At 71.7% G+C, this 22,348-nt stretch carries 22 protein-coding genes; 8 read left to right on the plus strand and 14 right to left on the minus strand.

The window, feature by feature from the left end; translation table 11 throughout:
- Nucleotides 1–7 precede the first annotated feature (7 nt).
- Genes ASC56_RS35160 through ASC56_RS35175 form a run of 4 tightly spaced genes read right to left on the minus strand, consistent with a single transcriptional unit; the run spans nt 8 to nt 5,398 of the window.
- Nucleotides 8–2,653 carry an ABC transporter permease gene (locus ASC56_RS35160; RefSeq protein ID WP_055495673.1) on the minus strand — a complete coding sequence of 882 codons (2,646 nt, stop codon included), beginning with the start codon at nt 2,651–2,653 and terminating at the stop codon, nt 8–10.
- A gap of 12 nt (nt 2,654–2,665) precedes the next feature.
- A complete protein-coding gene (locus ASC56_RS43360; RefSeq protein ID WP_371330469.1) occupies nt 2,666–3,979 on the minus strand; it encodes an ATP-binding cassette domain-containing protein in 1,314 nt (437 codons plus the stop codon).
- Complete coding sequence (locus tag ASC56_RS35170; RefSeq protein WP_079102932.1) at nt 3,969–4,748, minus strand: ABC transporter ATP-binding protein; 780 nt, start codon at nt 4,746–4,748, stop codon at nt 3,969–3,971. Before ASC56_RS35170 ends, ASC56_RS43360 begins: the two co-directional genes overlap by 11 nt.
- Before the next feature lie 5 nt (nt 4,749–4,753).
- Complete coding sequence (locus ASC56_RS35175) at nt 4,754–5,398, minus strand: hypothetical protein (RefSeq protein WP_055495674.1); 645 nt, start codon at nt 5,396–5,398, stop codon at nt 4,754–4,756.
- Nucleotides 5,399–5,552: 154 nt separating this feature from the next.
- On the opposite strand from ASC56_RS35175, the gene ASC56_RS35180 reads away from it, so the two are divergent.
- The 3 genes from ASC56_RS35180 to ASC56_RS35190 all read left to right on the plus strand — a co-directional run bounded on the left by ASC56_RS35180 (nt 5,553) and on the right by ASC56_RS35190 (nt 8,925).
- Entirely contained in the window at nt 5,553–6,914 is a 1,362-nt protein-coding gene (locus tag ASC56_RS35180) for a HAMP domain-containing sensor histidine kinase (protein ID WP_055495675.1), read from the plus strand.
- A 71-nt stretch (nt 6,915–6,985) separates the two neighbouring features.
- Nucleotides 6,986–7,819: a hypothetical protein gene (locus ASC56_RS35185; RefSeq protein ID WP_055495676.1), complete on the plus strand. Its 834-nt coding sequence runs from the start codon at nt 6,986–6,988 to the stop codon at nt 7,817–7,819.
- A gap of 206 nt (nt 7,820–8,025) precedes the next feature.
- Nucleotides 8,026–8,925 carry a hypothetical protein gene (locus tag ASC56_RS35190; RefSeq protein ID WP_055495677.1) on the plus strand — a complete coding sequence of 300 codons (900 nt, stop codon included), beginning with the start codon at nt 8,026–8,028 and terminating at the stop codon, nt 8,923–8,925.
- On the opposite strand, the gene ASC56_RS35195 is transcribed toward ASC56_RS35190, so the two are convergent.
- The 8 genes from ASC56_RS35195 to modA form a co-directional block, all read right to left on the minus strand.
- Nucleotides 8,906–10,306, minus strand: a complete 1,401-nt coding sequence (locus tag ASC56_RS35195) for a HAMP domain-containing sensor histidine kinase (protein ID WP_055495678.1) — start codon at nt 10,304–10,306, stop codon at nt 8,906–8,908. The two genes, ASC56_RS35190 and ASC56_RS35195, sit on opposite strands and share 20 nt — an antisense overlap.
- The gene (locus ASC56_RS35200) at nt 10,303–10,965 is read right to left on the minus strand and encodes a response regulator transcription factor (RefSeq protein ID WP_055495679.1); all 663 of its coding nucleotides are present in this window, start codon (nt 10,963–10,965) and stop codon (nt 10,303–10,305) included. Before ASC56_RS35200 ends, ASC56_RS35195 begins: the two co-directional genes overlap by 4 nt.
- A gap of 61 nt (nt 10,966–11,026) precedes the next feature.
- Nucleotides 11,027–11,677 carry a phosphatase PAP2 family protein gene (locus tag ASC56_RS35205; protein ID WP_055495680.1) on the minus strand — a complete coding sequence of 217 codons (651 nt, stop codon included), beginning with the start codon at nt 11,675–11,677 and terminating at the stop codon, nt 11,027–11,029.
- Nucleotides 11,674–12,339, minus strand: a complete 666-nt coding sequence (locus tag ASC56_RS35210; protein WP_055495681.1) for a DedA family protein — start codon at nt 12,337–12,339, stop codon at nt 11,674–11,676. The genes ASC56_RS35205 and ASC56_RS35210 overlap by 4 nt, the downstream gene beginning before the upstream one ends.
- Nucleotides 12,340–12,509: 170 nt before the next feature.
- Complete coding sequence (locus ASC56_RS35215; protein ID WP_055495682.1) at nt 12,510–12,929, minus strand: molybdopterin-binding protein; 420 nt, start codon at nt 12,927–12,929, stop codon at nt 12,510–12,512.
- A 92-nt stretch (nt 12,930–13,021) separates the two neighbouring features.
- Nucleotides 13,022–14,113, minus strand: a complete 1,092-nt coding sequence (locus ASC56_RS35220) for an ABC transporter ATP-binding protein (RefSeq protein WP_055495695.1) — start codon at nt 14,111–14,113, stop codon at nt 13,022–13,024.
- Between the two features lie 34 nt (nt 14,114–14,147).
- Entirely contained in the window at nt 14,148–14,999 is an 852-nt protein-coding gene (gene modB / locus ASC56_RS35225) for a molybdate ABC transporter permease subunit (RefSeq protein ID WP_055495683.1), read from the minus strand.
- Nucleotides 14,996–15,859: a molybdate ABC transporter substrate-binding protein gene (gene modA / locus ASC56_RS35230; RefSeq protein ID WP_055495684.1), complete on the minus strand. Its 864-nt coding sequence runs from the start codon at nt 15,857–15,859 to the stop codon at nt 14,996–14,998. Before modA ends, modB begins: the two co-directional genes overlap by 4 nt.
- 189 nt (nt 15,860–16,048) lie before the next feature.
- Between modA and ASC56_RS35235 the strand changes: the two genes are divergently transcribed.
- The gene (locus tag ASC56_RS35235) at nt 16,049–16,525 is read left to right on the plus strand and encodes a molybdopterin-dependent oxidoreductase (RefSeq protein WP_055495685.1); all 477 of its coding nucleotides are present in this window, start codon (nt 16,049–16,051) and stop codon (nt 16,523–16,525) included.
- A gap of 168 nt (nt 16,526–16,693) precedes the next feature.
- Here ASC56_RS35235 and ASC56_RS35240 read toward each other — a convergent pair whose 3' ends face one another.
- On the minus strand, nt 16,694–17,092 hold the full coding sequence (locus ASC56_RS35240; RefSeq protein WP_055495686.1) for a molybdopterin-binding protein: 399 nt from the start codon (nt 17,090–17,092) through the stop codon (nt 16,694–16,696).
- Between the two features lie 118 nt (nt 17,093–17,210).
- Here ASC56_RS35240 and ASC56_RS35245 point away from each other — a divergent pair, with 118 nt between their 5' ends.
- Complete coding sequence (locus ASC56_RS35245) at nt 17,211–17,798, plus strand: hypothetical protein (RefSeq protein ID WP_055495687.1); 588 nt, start codon at nt 17,211–17,213, stop codon at nt 17,796–17,798.
- Between the two features lie 39 nt (nt 17,799–17,837).
- Nucleotides 17,838–18,590, plus strand: a complete 753-nt coding sequence (locus ASC56_RS35250) for a YcnI family protein (protein ID WP_055495688.1) — start codon at nt 17,838–17,840, stop codon at nt 18,588–18,590.
- Nucleotides 18,591–18,781: 191 nt separating this feature from the next.
- Here ASC56_RS35250 and ASC56_RS35255 read toward each other — a convergent pair whose 3' ends face one another.
- Nucleotides 18,782–19,078 carry a hypothetical protein gene (locus ASC56_RS35255; protein WP_055495689.1) on the minus strand — a complete coding sequence of 99 codons (297 nt, stop codon included), beginning with the start codon at nt 19,076–19,078 and terminating at the stop codon, nt 18,782–18,784.
- Between the two features lie 389 nt (nt 19,079–19,467).
- Between ASC56_RS35255 and ASC56_RS39045 the strand changes: the two genes are divergently transcribed.
- Both ASC56_RS39045 and ASC56_RS35260 read left to right on the plus strand, forming a co-directional pair.
- The gene (locus tag ASC56_RS39045; protein ID WP_234377219.1) at nt 19,468–19,614 is read left to right on the plus strand and encodes an SDR family oxidoreductase; all 147 of its coding nucleotides are present in this window, start codon (nt 19,468–19,470) and stop codon (nt 19,612–19,614) included.
- A gap of 639 nt (nt 19,615–20,253) precedes the next feature.
- Nucleotides 20,254–21,699 carry a hypothetical protein gene (locus tag ASC56_RS35260; RefSeq protein WP_055495690.1) on the plus strand — a complete coding sequence of 482 codons (1,446 nt, stop codon included), beginning with the start codon at nt 20,254–20,256 and terminating at the stop codon, nt 21,697–21,699.
- Nucleotides 21,700–22,348: the final 649 nt, after the last annotated feature.

Below are 22,348 nucleotides of genomic sequence, written 5' to 3' on the forward strand. Positions count from 1 at the left end.
GGCGCGCTCACAGGTCGCGCAGCTCCTCGACGGCGGGTCGCCGGGCGCGCCTGACCCCGTTCAGCGCGGCGACGAGCACTGCCGCCACCGCCGCGGCCACGGTCAGTGTCAGATAGCCGCCCGGTACCGCCAGCGCGGCAGGCGGCGGATCGAAGACGCCGGTGAGCACCTTGACCAGCATCTCGGACAGCGCCCAGCCGATCAGCGCGCCGCCCACCAGGCCGCCCACCGTCAGCACGATCGCCTCCGTGAGCACCATGCCGCGCAGTTGGCGGCGCGTGGCCCCGAGCACGGTCGTGATCGCGAAGGTGCGGCGGCGCTCGGCGAGACCCAGGGCGAGGACCAGACCGCCGGCCCCGGCGGCGAGCAGCACCGCGAAGGCCAGCTCGATCCGGGTCAGACCGGCCAGGTCGACCGAGGTCAGGCTGGTGCCGACGGTGCCCCGCGTCTGGGTGAGGTCGGTGACGGTGGCGCTGGTTCCCAGCTGCTTGCGCAGCTCGGCGGCCACTGCCTTCTGGTGGCTGCCCCCGGTGTCGACGAGGAACGCGCCGACCGCGTCACTGCCGGTCGCCTTCGCGATGTACGAGGCGTTCGCGACGAAGAAGCTGTCCTTCGGCGCCGTCGGGAACTCCTTGTCGATCCCGGCGTAGTGGAACGGCACCGTGCGCAGCGCCTTGGTCTTCGCGTCCTGGACGCGCAGATTGACCGTGTCGCCCGGGGAGAGCTGGAAGTCGTTCACCGTCTCCGCGCTGACCAGCAGGTTGTCGGGACGCTCCGTCAGCCGCTGCATCAGCTGCTGCGCGGTGCCTCCCGAGAAGTACGCGTCCTGCAGCGAGGTCGCCGAGGAGATCGTCTCCGGACGTACGCCGAACAGGTCCTGCAGATCGGAGCCGACGTACGCGAACCGGTGCTGGAGCGGCTCCACATGGCGGACCCCGGGCACCTTGAGAGCCGCCGCGGCGCCGGCCGGTGTCTGGGCTCCCGGGGGCTCGGTGACTGTCACGTCGGCGCCGTTCGTCAGCCGCGCGTCCACCTCGGCCTGCTGCTTGTACGTGGAGTTGAAGACCGACGTGGACACGGCGAACGACACGGCGAGCGCGAGCAGGACCATCGAGCGGGCCAGGGTGCGGCGGCGCCGGGCGAGGACGGCCGCCGTCGTCCCGGACAGCGTCGACGTCAGCGGACGCGCCAGACGGGCCAGGGCGGGGCGGCCGTGGGTGAGCGCCAGGAGGGTGAGCCGCCACAGCAGCAGAGCCGCTCCGATCCACAGCAGCGCGGGACCCAGGAACGCCCAGTACGACACGGAGACGCTGGGCACGCCCTCGGGCGCGAGGACGAGGGCGTACTGGTTGCCCGAGGAGGCGCGGAAGACCAGCCATGAGCCGATCAGCAGCATGAAGTCCAGGCCGATCCGCATCCACCACGGCGAACGGGTGCGGCGGGCCGTCCTGCGGGTGTCGGCGACCGTCACGGTGCGCAGATCGCGCACCGCCGGGACGAGCACCGCGCACGCGGCGACCGCGGCGCCGAGGACGAACGCGATGGCGTACCAGGCGATCCAGGTGCCGGCGCTCGCCCCGAAGGAGGCCGCCCCGAAGGCGAGCCGGCCGGCCAGGGCCGCGATGCCGAGGCCGGCCAGTCCGCCGACGACACCGACGAGCGCGGCCTCCAGGCCCGCCAGGGACACGATCCGCGAGGGCGCGAGGCCGCGCAGCCGCAGCAGCGCCTGTTCCTGTCGGCGCCGCTCCCCGCCGGCACCCGCGACCGCGGCGGTCAGCGAGGCGGCGAGCACCGCGCCGGGCACACCGAGGAAGAGGAAGAGGATCTGTGCGTAGAGGGCGTCCTGGCGGGCCGAGTCCAGGGCGGCGCCCAGGTTGTCACCGACGAGCAGCGAACCCGAGGCGCGAGCCTCCAGGTTGTGGGCGGCGCGGGTCACCGAGGTGAACGCGGCGGCCGGGTCGTGGGGCAGCGCGGCGTCCCGGGCGACATGGATCTGCGTGGTGGCGGAGGTGGCGCCACGGGTCACGGAGGCGAACTGCGCGGCGGGCAGGAGCACCACGTTGTCCGGCGGCGCGGTGGGCTGCGACTGGGTGGGTGCGCCGACCTTCTGGAACAGCGAGTCGGCCTGCGGCAGGTCGACTACCCCGTCCACCCGGACCTGCTGGACGCCGGTCGTCCCGGGCAGCCGGATGCCGACGGTGGAACCGGGGGCCGCGTGCAGGTTCGAGGCGGTCTGCTGGGCCAGGAGCACACCGGTGGGGCGGCCGGTCAGGGAGCGGATCTCACCGGGGAACAGGTCGCGGTAGCCCTCGGGCAGGCCCAGGACCATACCGGGGCCGGTGGTCTGGGTGCTGCCCTGCGCGGTGGCCGAGAAGCCGCTGCTGTGCGCGAAGCCGACCGGGACGGCGGACCGTACGCCGGACGTCTTGCGCACGAGCGCCAGCGCCGCGTTCGGGTCGGCGCCGGACTGCACCTCGACCTGCCAGTCCACGGAGACCGAGCGCACCGCCCGCTGCGTCATGGTCGCCTTCGAAGCGGTCAGGAAGGAGCCGAGCGCGGCGACGAGCGCGACCGCCAGCGCGATTCCGGCCATTGCGGCGAGGAGCCGCCCCGTGCGGTGGCGGGCGAGGCCACTCGCCCATGAGCTGATCATGACGAGGGCTCCCTAGGGCTCTTGGGCGAAGTGTCCGCGCGAGGGCGCGGCGGGATCGTCGGCGGGGCGGGGCGAAGGAGCGAGCGGCCGTTCGGCGGTGGTCCGCGGGGTGGCGGGCGACGGTTCCGTTGTGGGTGGGGGCGAGGCGGGCGGTGACCCATCAGTCGTCGGCGGGTGCGGTGTGCGGGGTGGGGGTGCGGGCGTCGGCTCGTGCGCGGCTTGGCGCGGGGGTTGGGGCGTCGCCCTTGACGCGGCGGGGTGCTCGCCATCGGTCGTCGGCTCGTCCGGGGCGGGGTGTGTCGCGTCGGCTCCCGGTTCGTCCGGGGCGGGGCGGGATGGGTGGTCGGTTGAGGGCGGGCGCGGGGTGTGGGGTGGAGGTGCGGGCGTCTGCTCGTGCGCGGTGCGGCGCGCGGGGTCGGCCGTCGGCTCTTCCGTACCGGCCCGCGAGTCACCGGCGGTAGGTTCCTCCGTGCCGGCCCGCGAGTCACCGGCCGTCGGCTCTTCCGTGCCGGCCCGCGAGTTACCGGCGGTCGGCTCTTCCGTGCCGGCCCGCTCGGCCGAAACGTTGCGCGGTGTGCCGGCCATGGGCTCGGCCCGGGCCTGCGGCGTCGCGGTGGTGTCCGCCGGCAGCAGACGCCCGTCGCGCATCGTCCGCCGCACGGTGAGGCGGGCGGCGACCGCCGGGTCGTGGGTGGTGACGACCAGGGCCGCGCCCGTCCCGTCGGCCGCTGTCAGCAGCGCGTCCAGGACGCGCCCGCCGGTGGCGTGGTCCAGGCGGCCGGTGGGCTCGTCGGCCAGGATCACCCGCGGTGCCTGCGCCAACACCCGTGCGGCGGCGACCCGTTGGGCCTGACCGCCGGAGATCTCCTCGGGCAGCCGGTCGGCCAGTTCGGAGGCGTCCACCCGGGCGAGCGCCGCCAGGGCCGCCTCGCGGGCCCGGTCCTCGGGCGCTCCGGACAGCACGAGCGGCAGCGCGGTGTTCTCGGCCACGTCGAGCGCGGGGATGAGGCTGTCGCCCTGGAAGACGAGCCCGATGTCCCGGGGCCCGGACAGCCCCGGCCAGCTCACGTTCCCGCTCGTGGGCTGTTCCAGACCGGCCAGCAGATGCAGCAGCGAGGACTTGCCCGACCCCGAGGGCCCGACGATGGCGAGCCGGTCCCCGGCCCGGACCAGCAGTCCGGCACCGTGCACGGCCACGACCGCGTGCGGCCCCCGCCCGAAGGTGAGGGCGGCGCCCTGACAGGAGATCAGCACGTCGCCGTGCGCCGCCTCCTCGGCGGGCGAGCCCTCGGACTCGTCGGTCCTCGGCGTCTGGTCAGCGGACATCCTGGGCCTCCAGCCGTGTCGTGCCCTGTCGGTCGTCGACGCCCTCGATGGCGTCCCTCGGACCGTGCGGTGCCCGGACATCCCGCCCGGACGCCTCCGTCGCCCGCCCGTCGTCCAGCGTGATCACCCGGTCCGCGATCCGCACCGCCTCCGTGCTGTGCGTGACGATCAGCACCGCGCAGCCGTCCTCCGCGCGGTCCCGCAGCATCTGCAGGACGAGCCGCTCGGTGCCGCCGTCGAGTTCGCCGGTCGGCTCGTCCGCGAGGAGCACGGCGGGTGAGTTGGCCAGCGCGACGGCCAGCCCGGCACGCGCCAGCTCCCCGCCGGACAGCTGCCGGGGCAGCGCGTGTCGGCGTTCCCCGAGCCCCACCTGCTCCAGCAGCGCCTCGGCGGAGGCGGCGGGACGGCCGGGTACCGCCCCCTGTGCGAGGCGCACGTTGTCCCGCACGCTCAGATGGGGCAGCAGATTGCGGGTCTGCAGCAGAACGCCGATGTGCCGGGCCCGCAGCCGGGCCCGCTCGGTCTCGGGCCGGTGGCTGATGCGGACGCCGTCCACGCGTACCTCGCCGCCGGACGGCTCGTCGAGCCCGGCCAGGCAGGACAGCAGCGTGGACTTGCCGGCCCCGGACGGACCGACCACGGCGACCGTCTCGCCGCGCGCCACCCGCAGCGACACGCCGCGCAGCGCCTGTGTCTCCTCCTCGCCGGCCCGGAAGAAGCGGTACAGCTCGCGGGCGGTGAGCGCGTCGTCGTACGACGGTACGGTCATGCCGCTCACCGCCAGCTGAAGGAGTCGCTGATGGTGCGCCACGGATCCACGTTGTCGGCGTTCACCGGACCGGACAGGGTGAGGTCCACCTCGTGGCCCTGCCGGTAGAAGGCGTAGCGCTCGAACGCGTCCCGCACGACCTTGCCGGTGACCGGGTCGGGGGCGGAGTCGCCCCGGTAGGTCAGCAGCACCGCGGTGCCGCCCTTCCGCTGGACCTCGGACACCTTGGGATCCGCGAACTTGGGCACCTTGCCGCGCAGCTGTGGCACGACCGTGTTGGTCACCGAGCCGACGGTGGGCGCGGCCGAGGCGGACGCGGCGGAGACCTGGACGCGGTTCAACTTGTCCGCGAACACCGTGGTGGTGCCCTGGGTGGTGCGGGCCCAGCCCTCGGGCACCTTCACCGTGAAGCCGTTGAAGCCGCTGGAGGGCTGGTAGGCGACGTAGGCCTGGTTGTCCGGGATGTCGCCGGGCGGATTGGACTCGGTGGGCGCCGCGGCGTTCGGCGCGCTGGAAGCGGTCGATGACGGCTTCGACGACGGGCTCGACGCCGGTGAGGACCCGGACCCCGATCCGGAGCCGGAACACCCGGCGGTCACCGCCGCGACGAGCACCAGCCCGACGGCGAGGGACGTCCGTACACGTGCCATGGCCACTGCCCTCCAGAGGACGTCTGAGACCGGACGTTCACGCTCCAGACGCTAGGGGCCCTGCGGTTAACGGCCTGATCGCCGACGGTTAGACGACGGCAAAACCGCGTGGCGAGGTCCGTACGGCCTGGTGGGTGGCCCGCATGATGAAGGTATGAGACAGCGTGTGGTGCGGGTGGCCGTCACCGCCGTCCTGCTCGCCCTCGTCCTCCTCGCCGTCCCCCTGGCGCTCGCCATCAGGTACTCCCTGTACGCCCACCACCAGGACGCGCTGGAGCGGGCGGCCCTGGCCGGCGCCGTCCGGGTGAACCCGGACTACGCGAGGGGCGACCTGCCGGAGCTGCCCCCGCCCGCACCCGGGCAGCGCCTCGGCCTGTACGACCCTTCGCTGCGCCTGCGTGCGGGTACCGGGCCCCGGACCGGCGACGACGCGGTCCGCCGGGCACTGGCGGGCGGGGTGACCCGGGCGCAGACGGCCGGAGAACTCGTCGTGGCGGTGCCCGTCTCGCATGCCGAGGGCATCATCGGTGTCGTCCGTGCCGCCTCCCCGGTGGCGGACCTGCGCAACCGGGTGCTCGCCGCATGGGCCGCCCTGGCGGGCGTGGCCGTGGTCGCTCTCACCGCCGCCGTCCTCGTCGCCCGCCGGCAGGCGCGTGCGCTCGCCGCGCCGCTGGAGGACCTCTCCCGGCACTGCCGGGCGGTCGCCGCGGGCGATCTGACCGCGCGCGCCGCGCCGAGCACGATCGCCGAGATCGACCAGGTCGCCCGCACCCACAACGACATGCTGCAGAGCCTGTCCGAACTCCTGCGCCACGAGCGGAACTTCACCTCCAACGCCTCCCACCAGCTGCGCACTCCGCTGACCGGCCTCCAGCTCACCCTGGAGGCGGGACTGGCGCAGGAGGACGCACGGCCCGCGCTACAGGACGCGCTCGCCGCCGCCCGCAGGCTGCACGAGACCGTGGAGGAAGTGCTCCGGCTGGCGCGATCCGCCGGTCTGTCCCGGCCCATGGCGCCGGACCGGCCGGTGGGGGAGCTGCTGGCGGAGAGCCGGGAGCGGTGGCACGGGCTCTTCGCCCGCGACGGCAGACGGCTGGAGATCGTCGCCCAGGACGTGCCGGACGACGTACAGGTCCCGGGCGGGCCGGTGGCCGAGATCCTCGGCGTGCTGCTGGACAACGCGCACGTCCACGGCCGCGGCACCGTGCGCCTCACCGTCCGCGACCTCGACGACGCCCTCGCCTTCGACGTCATGGACGAGGGGACCGTCGAAGGCGAGGGCACGCTCCTGTTCGAGCGCGGCCACTCGGGCCGCGAGGCGGGCACGGGTATCGGCCTCGCCCTGGCCCGGGATCTCGCGGACTCGCTGGGCGGGCGCCTCTTCCTGGCGCGTGGCCGGCCCGCCACGTTCACCCTGCTGGTGCCGGCACGTCCGGAGAGCACCGGCTCCGAGGACTCCCAGAGCTCTCACGGTTCCGGGGACGCTCACGACGACGCCGGGCAGGACGGGCGCTGAGGTACGGCCGGGCCCCGCTGCCGCGCCGTGGTCAGGATGCGTTCAGGTTTCCGATGGCACCGTCGGGCCCCATGACCTATGAGACGTCTGAGACTGCGGGGATCCGTGACTCCGCCGAAGCCGCCCCCGGTGCCCGTACGCGCTGGAACAAGGTGCCCGAAGTCACCGTCTACTTCTGGATCATCAAGGTCCTGTGCACCACGGTCGGCGAGACGGCGGCCGACCTGCTGAACTCGAACCTGGGCCTGGGCCTGAACGGTGTGTCGCTGGTGATGAGCGCGCTGCTCGCGGTCGTGCTGGTCGTCCAGTTCCGCACGAAGGCCTACCGCCCCGGTGTGTACTGGCTCGCCGTGGCCCTGATCAGCGTCGTCGGCACCTTGATCAGCGACAACCTCACCGACAACCTGGGGGTGTCCCTGACCACCAGCACCACGGTCTTCGCGATCCTCCTCGCGGTCGTCTTCGCCGCCTGGTACCGCACCGAGCGCACCCTGTCCATCCACCACGTCGACTCCACGCGCCGTGAGGCCTTCTACTGGCTGGCGGTCCTGTTCACCTTCGCCCTCGGCACCGCGGCCGGCGACCTGGTCGCCGAGAAGATGAGCCTGGGCTACTGGCTCTCCGCGGTCCTGTTCGCCCTGGCGATCGCCGCCGTGGCGGTGGCCCGCTTCGCCCTCGGCCTGAACGCCGTGTGGAGCTTCTGGATCGCCTACATCCTCACCCGTCCGCTCGGCGCCTCGATGGGTGACTACCTCTCGCAGTCGACCGACGACGGCGGCCTCGGCCTCGGCACCGTCGTGACCAGCGCGCTGTTCCTCACGGTCATCCTCGGCCTGGTCGTCTATCTGACGGTGACCCGTACGGACGTCATCGAGCCGGAGCGGGCGGCGGGACACACCGACTGACGCTCCGCCACGCGTTCAGCACCAACCGAGGTCACTGAGAGCTCCGAACAGAAGGGGCGCCGCGAGCCGGGCGCCCCTTTTGCGCGGAGCTCTGAGAGGGTCGGACACCGACACCGCCGCCGAGTGCGGTCGTCCTCTCCGTCTGCACGGGGCGCTCGCCATGGACGAGCGCCCCGTGTCGTCGCACGAACAGGAGTGTCCGCACCATGGACAAGTCCGAAGTCCTCACCGATCTTGAGGTTGCCGGGGCACGAAAGAGCGTGGTCAAGAAGCTGCCGGAGGTCACCCTGGCCTTCTGGATCATGAAGATCGCGGCGACCACCCTGGGCGAGACGGCGGGCGACCTCTTCGCCCAGACCCTCAGGCTGGGCTACTTCCTCACCACCGTCGCGCTGTTCCTGATCTTCGTGGTGACGCTGGTCGTCCAGCTTCGCTCGTCCCGTTACAACCCCTTCTTCTACTGGACCGTCATCCTGTCGACCAGCATGGCCGGCACGACGATGTCCGACTTCATGAACCGCGACGCCAGCGCCAGGTACCTCTCGCACGGGGCCACCTCGCTCGGCTGGGGGCCCCAGGGCCTCGGCCTCGGCTACCCCGTGGGCGCCGCCATCCTCGTCTCGATCCTGCTGGCCATCTTCGGGGTCTGGAAGCTGACCGGGATGACGTTCCAGATCCGCGACATCGTCAGCTTCCGCGGCGAGGCCCTGTTCTGGTCGGCGATCCTCGTCTCCAACACCCTCGGCACCTCGATGGGCGACTTCCTCTCCGACAGCTCGGGACTCGGCTACGCCGGCGGCGCGCTGCTCGTGACCGGGCTGCTGGTGGTGCTCGTCGCCCTGATGCCGGTTCCCGCGGTGCCCAACGTGCTGCTGTTCTGGATCGCCTTCGTGCTCACCCGCCCGCTCGGCGCCACCGCCGGTGACCTCCTCACCAAGCCGGTCGCCAAGGGCGGCCTGGACCTCGGCACCGCGGGCTCCTCGGCCGTGCTGCTCGCCGTCCTGTTCGGCCTGATGGCCTACTGCGAGGTCCGGGAGCGCAAGCGGAACGCCGTACTTGCGCCCCTGCCGGACGAGCCGGACCGGGTCACCCAGCGGGCAGGCTGACCACGAACCGTGCGCCCGGGGTGTGCCGCGGATCGTGCCGCACCTCGCCGCCGGCGGAGCGGGCCAGGCGTCGCGCGAGCGGCAGCCCCAGGCCCGCTCCGCCGTGTTCGTCGTCCGGATCGGCCCGCCGTCCGGGCTGGAAGAGCTGCCCGGTGAACGACTCCGGGACGCCGGGACCGTCGTCCGTGATGTCGATGCGTATGCCGTCCGCGGTGCGCCGGGCCTCGACGGCGACGTACGAGCGGGCGTACCGCACGGCGTTGGCGAGCAGGGGGCTGACGATCCGTTCGAGCAGGGCGGCCTGGACCCCGGCCTCCAGACGCTCGTCCTCGCCGTGCACCTCGACCGTGACCCGGGCGGGGGCCGTCAGGGCCGTGGTGAGGTGCCGCAGCGTCGGCAGCACGCCCGCCGTGCCGGGGACCGTCGGCGTGCCCTCGCGGGCGTCGTTCAGCAGGGTGTCGCAGATGGTGCGCATCGACTGGGCAGCGTCGGCGATCACCGCGTGGGTGGCCTTGGTGTCGGCGTCCGTGCGCGGGCGGGCCTGCCACCAGTCCAGCTCGGCGACGATCCGGCTGAGCGGGGTGCGCAGCTCGTGCGACAGCTCCGCGGTCAGCTGCCGCTCATGGCGCAGCACCGCCCGGATGCGGTCCAGGAGCTCGTCCAGCGACGCGCCCAGCCGGGCCAGTTCGGCCGGGCGCTGCACCGTGCCGAACCGCTCGTCGGAGGCCACGGCACTCCACTGCGTGGCCTGGTCGGTCATGGTGCCCACGGGCCGCAGCGCCCGCCCGACCGCCAGGCGCGTGAGGGCGTAGGTGCAGGCGAGCATCACGGCGTCCAGGACGAACGACCCCAGCAGCAGCGTGTCCGCCGAACTGCGGTACGGCGACAGGTCCAGGGCGGTGACGACCGTGGCCGCGCCGCCCTGCGCGCGGGTCGGCACGGGCCGGGCGCACAGCCGGACGGGTCTGTGCACCCGGTGGCCGTCGACGGTGACGCAGTCCCGGCCGCCCCGCGCCACCAGTCCCTCCGCGACCCGGCCCAGCGGCCCGTGCGCGGCGGTGGACGAGGGCTGTTCGAGCAGGTGCCGGCCGGCGTAGATCCACACGTTGGAGTCGAGGAGCGCGTCGTTGGAGGTCTCCAGGACGCGCACCTTCGGGCCCTTGGTGTCGATGGTCGTGGCGACCGCCGCCGCCCGGGTGCCCAGTACGTCGTCGGCCTGGCGCTGGAGGTGGTGCCGGACCACCGTGTTGAAGGCGATGGTGAGGATCACCATCAGCAGGGTCGCGGTGGTGAACGCGACCAGGGAGAGACGACCGCGCAGGGTGCGCGGCGCCAGCCGGGTGAGCAGGGCGGTGGCCCGCGGGGCCGGGACGGCGGTCATGACAGCCGGTGGCCGATGCCTCGCGCGGTGCCGAGCGTCAGACCGCTGCCCGATTCGCGCAGCTTGCGGCGCAGCCGGGTCAGATACTGGTCCAGCGTGTTGTCGCTGACCTGAGCACCCTCGGGCCACCCCGCCCGGACCAGCTCGCGGCGGCGCACGATGTCCCCGGACGCCGCCATGAGCGCCGCGAGGAGACGGAATTCCGTCGGCGTCAGATCGACGTGCCGACCGTGCACGGTCAGGCCGTGGCGGACGGGATCCAGGACGAGGTCCCCGGCCGTGGCCGCCGGGCGCGGGGCGGCGCGTTTGAGCGCCGCCCGCAGCCGGGCGGCGAGCTCGGTGAGGTGGAACGGCTTGGGCAGATAGTCGTCGCCGCCGGCGGAGAAGCCGGAGAGCCGGTCCGTGAGCCGGTGGTGGGCCGTCAGGAAGATCACCGGGGCGAGGAAGCCGTTCGCCCGTATCGCCTGGCACACGTCCCGGCCGTCCGCGTCGGGCAGTCCGATGTCGAGGACGGCCGCGGAGACGTCGTCGTCGGCCAGCCGCAGCGCGGTCGCGCCGTCCGCGGCGGGCACGGTGTCGTACCCCTCGTCCCGCAGGCCCCGCAGCAGCACGTCCCGCAGTGCGTGATCGTCCTCGACGACCAGGATCTTGTGGCGCATGGTCCTCCGTGGGCTCGCTCGGCCGGTCCGGCGGGGCTGCCGGGAGCCGATCCCCGCCCGGCTATGCCGGCGTGCTCGTCCGCTCCGCGGCGGTGTCCTGCCCGGCAGCGGACGCCCTGAGCAGCGGACGCAGCGGGGTGGTCTCCAGGCGGCCCGCCAGGTCCTCCGGGCGGCGGCTCAGCGGGATCATCGTGACGGAAGCGACGAGGGCTCCGACGATGAACCCTGCCACCACGTCGTGAGGGTAGTGGGCGCCGACCCAGAGCCGCGAGGCCGCCATCGCACCGGCCGCCACCAGCGCGGTGTGACCGATCCGCCGCGAGACGAAGAAGAGGGCCACCGCGGCGGCCGCGGCTATCGCCGTGTGGTTGCTGGGGAACGACCAGTCGCCCGGGGCGGGACACGCCTCCAGAGGTGACACGTGCAGGCTCTGACACGGGCGGTCCTCGCGGACCATCAGCTTCAGCACGGAGTTCACCGCGAACGCGAGGACGACCACCAGCGGGACCACCAGGGCGATCAACGCGGCCCCGGAGCCGGTGCGGCGCGCCCGCCACCAGCCCACGACCATCAGCACGGCGAACAGTCCGAGCCCGTACGTCGACCAGGCGGAGATCAGGGAGTCCAGCCAGGCGGGGACGCGGTGGGTCAGGTCGACCACGTCCGTATAGGCCGAGCCGTCGATCGACGACCCGTCGAAGGCATACATCATCCGCGGACACCCTCCTTCGCGGCCCGGCGGGAGCGCAGCAGCTCCAGGGCGAGCGGGGTCAGGGAGACCGCGACGATCACCGCGATCATGGGCAGCAGGTACTTGTCGACGTTCGGCACCGACGAGCCGAGCGCGTATCCGCCGAGGGTGAGGCCGAGGCTCCACACGAGGCCGCCGACGACCTGCCAGAGGGTGAAGGTCCGCGCGGGCACCTGCAGCGCGCCCGCCATCGGGTTCAGCACGGTGCGCACCACGGGGACGAAGCGGGCCAGGACGATCGCCTTCGCGTGTCCGTACCGCTCCAGGAGCTCCTCGGCGCGCTTGGCGCCCTCGTGCAGCCGGGCCGAGCGGCTGCGGGCGAGCAGCGCGCCGCCCGCCTTGCGTCCCAGCAGGTACCCCACCTGGGACCCGGTGAGCGCGCCCACGGCCGCGGCGACCAGCAGCAGCGGCAGGGACAGCTTCACTCCGTGCTGACCCGAGCCGGTGCACAGCAGGCCCGCCGTGAACAGCAGGGAGTCGCCGGGCAGGAAGAAGCCGATGAGCAGCCCCGTCTCGGCGAACATCACGATGCCCACGCCCAGCACGCCGAACGCCGCGAGCAGGGACTGGGCGTCCAGCACATTGACCGCGAGCTGTGATCCCAGTGACAGGGATGTGGCCATCGTCGTGAGCCCTTCCATCCGGGTGGCCGGGCGCGACGAGGCGTCACCGGCGTCTGACTACAGACATGTAGACCGTCTACTGAACTGTAGACGATAACGGGGTGGCGAACGTTCCCGTGATCGGCGGACGGGTGAACGCGGCCGGATTCGATCGGTGGTGCCCGGCGGGGTCACTCCGTCGCGAGGGAGATCTCCGTCGCCTTGATCAGGGCCACGACCGAGGAGCCGGGCGTCAGACGCAGCTCCTCCACGGCGTCCCTGGTCACGGCGGCCGTCAGTGCCGCGCCCACGACCCTGACCTTGACCGACGCCATCGCCCCGCCCGTGGTGACCCCGTCGACGGTACCCGGCAACTGGTTCCGGATGGAAACGCCCTCGACCGGGGCGCCGGCGAGCGCGACCTCCGTCGACTTCACCAGGGCGTACACCGAGGCGCCGGGCGCGAGGTTCAGCTCGTCCACCGCCTCCGCGGTGATCGCCGCGGTGATGTCCTGGCCCCCGGCCAGCCGGACCTTCACAGCCGCCATCACCTCGCCCGGGGTGACGGCCGTGACGGTGCCGGGAATCTGGTTGCGCATGCTCAGGTTCATGGGGACGCCTCGCGGAACGTGGGGGATTGTCGGGATCTGTCCCTGGCAGGCCCACGGTAGCGGGATTCGAGGAGCCGGACCCGCGCGGAGCGTCAGGCCGGGTACGCGTGCGTCTGTGCCGCCTTGACGGTCGCCCAGACCGGGGCGCCCGGATGGAGACCCAGCTCGGCCGCGGCCACGGTGGTGAGATCCGCGGCGAGGGACAGCTCGCCGGTGAGGTCCGCGCGGATCTGGTCGCCGTGGGTCTCCAGCCCCACGACCTCGCACCGCCACAGATTGCGCGCGCTGGAGCCGCTGGGCCGGTCCCGGTACAGGGTGACCGCACCCGGCGGGAACGCCACGAAGACCGCTCCCGACAGCTCCTCCGTGGTCGTGATCGCGGGACCGGTGTCGAGCCGCACCGTATGACCGTCCGCCCGTCCCCGGTAGAGGTTCAGCCCGACCAGCTGCGCGATGTAGTCCGTACGGGGGCGGCGGGCGATGCCGGCAGGGGACCCCTCCTGCACCACGCGGCCGTGCTCGATCACGACCAGCCGGTCGGCGAGCACCATGGCGTCCAGCGGGTCGTGCGTGACCAGGACGGCCACCGCCTCGAACTCGGCCAGATGACGGCGCAGCTGGGCGCGCACATCGAGCCGGGTACGGGCGTCGAGCGCGGCCAGCGGCTCGTCCAGGAGCAGCAGCCGGGGCCGGGTGGCCAGCGCGCGGGCGAGCGCCACGCGCTGGGCCTGGCCGCCCGAGAGCCTGCGCGGCTTGGCCCCGGCGTGGTCGGCGAGGCCCATGCGGGTCAGCCACTCGGCGGCCTGGGCGCGCGCCTCCGCCTTGGACGCGCCCCGGCAGCGCGGACCGAAGGCGACGTTGTCCAGCGCGGTCAGATGCGGGAAGAGCAGGTAGTCCTGGAAGACGACACCGACCGGGCGGGACTCGGGCGGCGTACGGTCCAGCGCGGTGCCGTCCAGCCGCAGATGGCCGCCGGTGAGCGGGACGAGACCGGCCAGAGCGCGCAGGGCGGTGGTCTTGCCGGCGCCGTTCGGGCCGAGCACCGCGACGACGTCGCCCGGCGCGGCGGTCAGCGTGACATCCAGCCGGAAGGAGCCGCGTTCGACGACGAGCCGGGCGTCCAGGCCCTCGGCACGCACGCCGTCGGTCCTCGGACCGGCCGTGGTCCGATCGATGTCGGTCATCTCGGGTCCGTCCCGCACACCCGGCGCAGGCCGCTCATGACGCCGTCATCCAGCGGCCCCGCAGCCCCGCCAGAACCGCGATCGACACCGCGAGGAGCACCAGGCTCAGCGCGATCGCCGCCGCCGGGTCGTTCTGCAGGGCCAGATAGACGGCCAGCGGCATCGTCTGCGTACGACCGGGGAAGTTGCCCGCGAAGGTGATCGTGGCCCCGAACTCGCCGAGCGCCCGCGCCCACGCCAGCACCGCACCGGCCGCGATGCCCGGTGCGACCAGCGGCAGCGTGACCCGGCGGAACGCGGTGAAGCGGGAGGCGCCGAGCGTCGTGGCGGCCTCCTCGTAGCGCGGATCGGCGGCCCGGAGCGTGCCCTCGACGCTGATGACGAGGAACGGCATCGCCACGAACGCCTCGGCCACCACCACCCCGGCCGTCGTGAACGGCAGGGTGACACCGAACCACGTGTCCAGCCAGCGCCCCACGACCCCGTTGCGCCCGAGCGCCAGCAGCAGCGCCACACCGCCCACCACGGGGGGCAGCACGAGCGGCAGTGTCACCAGGGCCCGTACGACGCCCCGGCCCGGGAAGTCCGTACGGGCCAGCAGCCAGGCCAGGGGCACGCCCAGCACCAGGCTCACCGCGGTGGCGGCGGTCGCGCTCACCAGGGACAGCTGCAGCGCCTGCCACACCTCCACGCTGGTCAGCTGGTCGGGCAGGGTGCGCCACGGGGCCCTGACGAGCAGGGCGACCAGGGGCAGCAGCAGGAACACCAGACCGGCCAGCGCGGGCAGCAGCAGCGGCAGGGGAGCGCCCGGCCGGCGGACACGTCCGTGCCGCGGCCCGTCCACGAGGGTCTCGGCCGCGGCACCGGACGTGTCGAGCCGGCTCATGGCTGGAGGAACCCCGCCTCGGTCAGGACCTTGCGGCCCTCGGCGGACCGCACCAGCGCGATGAACGCCTTGGCGGCCTCGGCGTTCGGCGCGTTCTTCAGCAGGGCGATCGGGTAGTCGTTGATCGCCTTGCCCGACTCGGGGAACTCCACACCCGTCACCTTGTCACCCGCCGCCCTCACATCGGTCCGGTAGACGACCGCGGCGTCGGCCTCCTTCAGCTCCACCTTCGTCAGGGCGCTCTTGACGTCCTGCTCGTATGACACCGGTGTCAGCTTCAGGTTGCTCGCGGTCAGCGCCTTCTGCGCGGCGGCCCCGCACGGCACCGTCCTGTCGCACAGCACGACCTTCAGGCCGGACTTGGTGAGGTCCTTCAGGGAGGAGACCTTGTGCGGGTTGCCGGGCAGGGTGGCGATCTCCAGCTGGTTGCGCACGAAGGTGGCGGGGGTGCCGGCGGCGTCCTTCCTGCCCGTCACGACGGCCATGGTCTTCGGGCTGGCCGCGGCGAAGACGTCGGCGGGGGCCCCGCCGGTGATGCTCGCGGCGAGGGTGTCGCTGCCGCCGAAGTTGAACGACACCTTCGTGCCGGGGTGCTCCTTCTCGAACTCCTGCCCGAGGGTGGTGAAGCTCTCCTTGAGGGAGGCGGCGGCGAAGACGGTGACCGTGCCGGTCAACTTCGACGAGGCCGACGAGGCGGACGAGTCCGACGACGCGGAGGAGTCCGACGAGGACGTGGCGGAGTCCGATGTCCTGGCGGCGTCGGAGCCGGAGGAGGAGCAGGCGCTCAGGGCCAGCAGCGCGGCGGCTCCCGCACCGGTCAGCTGCACCATCCGGCGGGTCCGGCACGCGGAACGGGTCATCACGGGTCCACTCCTCTGCTCGTCCAGGAAGGGTCCCAGGACCCCTCCGTTACGCCGATCATACTGACGCAGATGCCATCCGGAAGTCTGCTGTGGCATCGCATGGGCTGGGTCGTCGGCGGATGGGACTCGCATGTGCGTTTGTACGGGGGCGTCGCCGGGGTACCGTCACCCGGGAGGTGGTGACCTGTGGGTCGGTCTCTGACGGATCCGATCGCCGACGCCGCCGTGCCGGCGGAGCTCGCGCTGACCGGAGACCTCGCGCGTCCCGCCCTGCTGACCGTCCGGGACCTGCTGTCCTGGCCCCAGCACCGGGTGCGCGTCAGTTTCGAGTGCGCCACCAGCGGCGTACGGCACCACCGCTTCGAGGGCCCGCTGCTGCACGACGTGCTCTCGGCCGCCGGGCCCGTGTTCGATCCCGCCCGGCGCAAGGACCGACTGCGCTTCCTGATCGCCGTCACGGGCGCGGACGGCCACCACGCTCTGCTGTCCTGGGCGGAGATAGACCCGGACTTCGGCGGTGCGCCCGTGCTGCTCGCGGCCGGCATGGACGACGCTCCGCTCACCCGGTCCGGACCCCAGCTCGTGCTGCCGCAGGACCGCTGCGGGGCCCGGTACGTCAGCGGCATCAACGCGATACGGGTCGACGGCCGTTACGGGTTCTGAACGCGGGCGCGCGGCCGTTGCGGGCCCTGGCCGTTGCGGGCCCTGGGTGTGGGTGCCTGGCTGTTGCGGGCCCTGGATGTCCGCGCCTTGCCGTCGCGGGCCCTGGGTGTGGGCGCCTGGCCGTCGCGGGCCCGGGACCTGGCTGCCGGCTGCCGGACCGCCGCCGGTTCAGGTCCGGTCGATATGGACGTTCGTCGACTTCACCCGGGCGGTGGCCTCCATGCCGACCTCCAGGCCCAGTTCCTCCACGGCCTCCCGGGTGAGCAGGGAGACCAGACGGTGCGGACCCGCCTGGATCTCCACCTGGGCGGCCACGTCGCCGAGCTTCACGGCGGTGACGATTCCGGGGAACGCGTTGCGGGCCGAGGTGTGCGACGGGGCGTCCTCCTCGCCGGTGCCGCCGCGCGCCAGCTCCACCGAGAACGCGGCCAGGTCCCTGCCGTCGATGACCCGGCGCCCGCTCTCGTCCCGCCGGGTCGCCACCCGGCCCGCGTCCGCCCACCGTCGCGCGGTGTCCGGACTCACCCCGAGCAGACGGGCGGCCTGCCCGATTGTGTAGGACTGCATGGGCGCCACGATAGGCGCCCGCGCCGTACCCGCCACAACACGCCCGGGAGGCCCCCTCGCACGCCGGATCTGCGGAAACCGACGTGGCCGTTCGTGCCCCATGGCAGGATCCCACGCCATGGATGTCTCCTGGGCGGTGCGGGCGGTGCGCGCGGCGGTGTTCGCCGTCGTGTGCGTGCTGCTCGCCGCCGGGGGACACACGCTGGCCACCGGCGCGGTGCCACCGGTGTGGGCGGACGCGGCCGGGTTCCTGCCCGTGTTCGTCGTGAGCACGGCGCTCGCCGGGCGTGAACGCTCGCTCCCCGGCATCGCCGTCGCGATGCTCCTCGTGCAGGGCGGGCTCCACCTCGCCTTCGACGCGGCCGGGCCGCCCGACACGCCGATGCGCGGGCCGGACATGCCGGCCAGCATGCACATGGCCTCCCAGCCACACGCGATGACCCCCCACGCCATGGCCGCGCACCTGGCCGCCGCCCTGCTCGCCTCCTGGTGCCTGCGGCGCGGCGAGGCGGCCCTGTGGTCGTTGCTGCGCAAGGCCGTGGCCTTCGTCCCGGGCCTCGCCGCCTGGTGGCGCCCGGCGCCGCTGCCCGCGTACGTCGGGCCGCCGCGCCCGTACGCCCCCCGGCGCCGCCCCCGCCGGCAGGCGCTCCTCCGCCACGCCCTGTCCCGGCGCGGCCCGCCCCGGCTCGCCCCGTACACGAACTGACCCCCCCATACCGAGCACGAGTACGGAGCTTCCCCACCCATGTCCCCCATGCGTACCACCCTGCGCCGCGCCGGCGCCGTCACCGCCCTCGCCGCCGCCGGTGTCCTCACCGCGGCGGGCGCGGCCTTCGCGCACGTCACCGTCCACCCCCAGAGCTACGCCAAGGGCGCCACGGACGGTGCGCTGACCTTCCGGGTCCCCAACGAGGAGGACACCGCCGCGACCACCAAGGTGCAGATCTTCCTGCCCACCGACCACCCGGTCCTGGGCGTCCTGGTCTCCCCGCGGGACGGCTGGGACGCCCAGGTGACCACCACCAAGCTCAAGACGCCGATCAAGACGGACGACGGCACCGTCACCGACGCCGTCTCCGAGATCACCTGGACCGGCGGCCGTATCCGCCACGGCCAGTACGAGGACTTCACCGTCGCCTTCGGCCGACTCCCGGACGACACCGACCAGTTGACCTTCAAGGCGCTGCAGACCTATTCCGACGGCAATGTCGTTCGCTGGATCGAGGAGGCCAAGAAGGGCGCGGCGGAACCGCAGAACCCGGCCCCCGTCGTGCAGTTGACCGCCAAGGGCACCGCGGACGGCAGTGGCTCGACGGCCGCCTCGTCCGGCACGGCCGCCACACCGAGCGACTCCCCCTCCTCCACGAGGACCGCCGCGGGCAGCGACTCCACCGCCCGGGGCCTTGGTGTCGCCGGTCTGGTCGTCGGTGTGCTGGGCCTGGCGGCCGCGGGCTTCGCGATCGCCCGCGGCCGTACCCGCAACTCGACCTCGGAGTAACCGGATTCCCGCCCCGTCGGCGTCAACAGTCAGCCTCTGCCCATGCGGTGATTACCTTGCGGGTCACGGCGCTGGGAGAGGAGATCGACGACTGAGGCGCCGTCTGCGGGCCGGTGTCGTGCTGGTGTGAGCGCGGCACGCATACGGGGGCGGCGCTGTGTGGCCGCTGCGCTCTTTGAGACCCGACAGACTCAAAGAGCGCAGCGGCTACGAGAGCCCATCGTCGTTGAGCACTTGTGAGGCGCGAACTTGTTGACCTTAACGATCCCGTCGGTGGTCAGTTCGAGACGCACGCGTAAGAGCCCCCACCAGCCGAACAGGCGGAAGCCGAACGCGATAGCCGTCGCCTCGCCTGCTGAGGCCAGATGGCTGAGGTTCGGCTGCACCGGCAACTCCAGCCACGTCGACGCCGCCGCGACTGCGGGGAGCCCAGCGAATGCGTAGCCCGCGGCACGGCGGTACATACCGAGTTGCCACACTCCCAGCACGGTGCCACGCGTATCTCCACAGCGCTCAATGATGCATGCGCAGGCCCCGACGGGAACCGGGGAGCTCGGCTGACGAGTGCAGCAGCGAAGTACAGCAACCACCGCGATCGCAGCCGACCGGCAGCAACCGCAGGCGTCCGGCTGACCACCGCAGCAGACCTCAACGACCGCCCCGCCTGTAGTTCGGGACGAAGGGCTCACTGGTTCAGATCCGGCCATCCCGACAGCTGAAACTGCAGGTCACGGCTTGATTGGTCCATCTGGGCCTCAGCTACGGCCCAGGTGGGAGTTCGGGCCTCGCTGGTAAAGACCCTCGCCGTGCAGATTGCGCCCCTCGCGTCAATGCCATCCACCCGGGCATGGTGGGCGACCATCCGAGGTGGCGCGACGTGCCCGAGAATCCCCAGGTATCACGTACCCCCATCGGGCGACTCGTGACGATGGCCGAGGTCGCCGACGCCACCGACTTCCTCCTCCAAAACAGCGGCGTCAACGCCCAGGACCTGTTCGTCGACGGCGGAGTGCGCGTCACCTGATACGAGTGCCGCATGTGGTCGCGCCCGCCAAGGCACAACCGATGCGACCTCGCTCACGCTCGCCCACTGCACCGATGCCAGCGTCGTAGAGCCGCATCTCGGAGGAACCCCAGGGAGCTGGTAAACCATCGCACCGGATTAGTGTTGGCTCCAATGACACAGGCCGCGTGTTGTATTCAACGACCCAGGCCGCGTGTGGTTATATCGTGACAGTGAAGGTGATGGCGATGGCAATTAACCAGCACACCCACCGTCATCGGCTATCTGGCGACACGTACGCAAGGCCGTATCGGCATTGCGAACCCCGCACCGCGAGCAGACCCTTATAGCGGAGATGTAGTAGCCGGCTAATCGGGTGACGGCCCTCAGCTACGGCGCACTCACCCAGTCCTCACCCTCTATTTCAATCCCTGGCCCCGCCGATGCGCATTAGTGGCAGGAAGGTCAATCACGGTCATTCGAGCACGCCAGACTTCGATACCGGGTGCTGGCGGACATCTACTCCACAGTGAGGGAATACGTTTCATGACAGACGGCAACGAAAATGTGCGTGCGGGGCGACCACCCGCGAATGTGAATAGGCGACGCCTCCTTCAAGGGGCAGCGGGCGCCTTCCTAGTATCCGCCGGCATCTATGAGATGATCGACAGCATTGCAAAACCACCGGACCGGCCCGCTGCTGGCACTGAGAGCCAGCCCGTCCAGGAACAATATATCCTGCAGAACGAGCAGGTGGTCATGGTCGATGGCTCGGGCGTGAAGAGCAGCAATGGCACGATTGCGGTCCGGGTGCCGGCCCTGCACGATCATGTCATTACCGCAAGGCTGAATGTGCCGGCGGATGCCAAGGCGTTGCAGGAGGCGCAGCACCACTTCGAGTCCGCCCTCCTGGGTCTGGAACGAGAATTTCCGCCTACTCCCACGGGAGTGGCCACCACGGTCGCCTGGGGACTTCCCTACTTCCAGCACTACATCCCCACCCTGGGCAAGGCGTCGGGTTTCTTCAAGACGGGGACACGTTACCCGGCGTATCTGCCGGTCGATTTGGTGACCTCCAAGGCGGAGGGCCATACCGTATATGCGCTGCAGGAGGCCAGGACGTTCCCCAGCGACGAGCCCCCGCCTGGCTTCGGGCCAGTCCGTTTGGAACAGAATGACGTGGCCGTGCTGCTCCGCAGTGACTCGCTCTCCAATATCAAGGAAGCCCAAAGCGCCCTCTTCGGGCCTGGAAGCAACCAGGCGGGCAGCCTGTTCAAGGTGACGAGTATCCGCCAGGGCTTCTCCGGGGGCGGTTTCTACGGGCAACAGGGCCTCCCGAGCAAGATGGCGCTGGCAGCTGATATCCCCGGTGCGCAGTGGATTCCGCGACAGGCGCAGGGCTTCCTCGGCTTCGCCACCACCCTGGACTCGAATATGGGACCCGGCAACATCGCCAGTCTGGAGACACTGCCTGGCCTCACCGATCAGTGGCCCAACGGTTACTTCAAACAGGGGACCACCATGGGTCTCTCGCACACGTATCAAGATCTGGTGACCTGGTACGAAAAGAACTTCCCTCAGTACGCGGATCGCGTCCAGGCGATGCTCCAGCCCGGCCTCTCGCCTGCGCCCGCGCCGGGTACGTACGCCCTCCAACCGCCAGGTCAAAGTGAGGCCGAAGTGGCTCAAGGAGTCCAGCGGTACCACGCCTACGGTCACACTGGGAGCATGTCGCAGGTGGACAGCACCACATCACCGACGACCAGCAACTACGGGAAGGCCTACCCCACGGGGACGACCATCCCCGTGCGCGGCGATTTCGACACGCTGGACAATCCATTCCACTACACGTCCGATCCGACGGGAGACCACTACAGCAAGAAGCCGGCGGCCGGGTTGCACTTCATTCAGTTCCAGCCGACGATTGCAATCTTCAATCGCGTTCGGCTCGCGATGGACGGCCACTATCCAGATATGACACTCCCTATCGCACCGCGCAGCCCCCACGCCGGCATCAACTCGGTCCTGCACACGACCCACCGGCAGAACTATCTGGTCCCACCACGTCGCCATCGCTCCTTCCCGCTCGCCGAGTTCCTTGTCTGACTACTGGACTAGGTTTCGCCGTCGTTGGGGAGACTCCAAGCAAGCAGACTGCGGGCCGAGGAGTGTGCACGCATCCTGGACCGACAGAGTGAGCCGCGCGGAAGAACACGGTCTCAGTCTTGGTCTCATTCGTCGGCGGTCGGAACCGTTCACGGGCGTACGAGCCAGCCGTCTGGAACGCGGTGGTGAACGAGCGCGGACGTGGCCGAACGGCGTCCCGACCTGGAGGAACAGAACTCGAAGGCGAGCGTGGCGCAACGCCAGCGCCCTCGGTCGCAGGTCAGCAGGGCACCCCGGGCCAGAAGACACGAGCTTCCCAAGCTGAGAGCGCGAGTTCGATTCTCGTCGCCCGCTCCACGACGAAGGCCAATGTCAAAGGCCCGGGCCTTTATGCTGCACTTCTTGATCACTTGTCGTGTGCCAGATTCGTGCCAAACGCTGTTCAGGACCCTTCTCGGCGGCAGCCGCCCGAGCCTTCTGGACAGTGGCGTCAAGACTGGCGGCGACCTCTTCCTGTCGCTCGTCGTCGGAGTGACACCTGCCCGCGCATCGAGAAGTTCCGCACGATCATCGGCACCCCTGCCGGAACGAACGATCTCCTGACCGCGTACAAGGTCGATCGGCCCGCCGTCGCCAGGTGCTAACGCCT

This window comes from Streptomyces sp. TP-A0356 (genome assembly GCF_001417775.1).
In the GTDB taxonomy this organism is placed as follows: domain Bacteria; phylum Actinomycetota; class Actinomycetes; order Streptomycetales; family Streptomycetaceae; genus Streptomyces.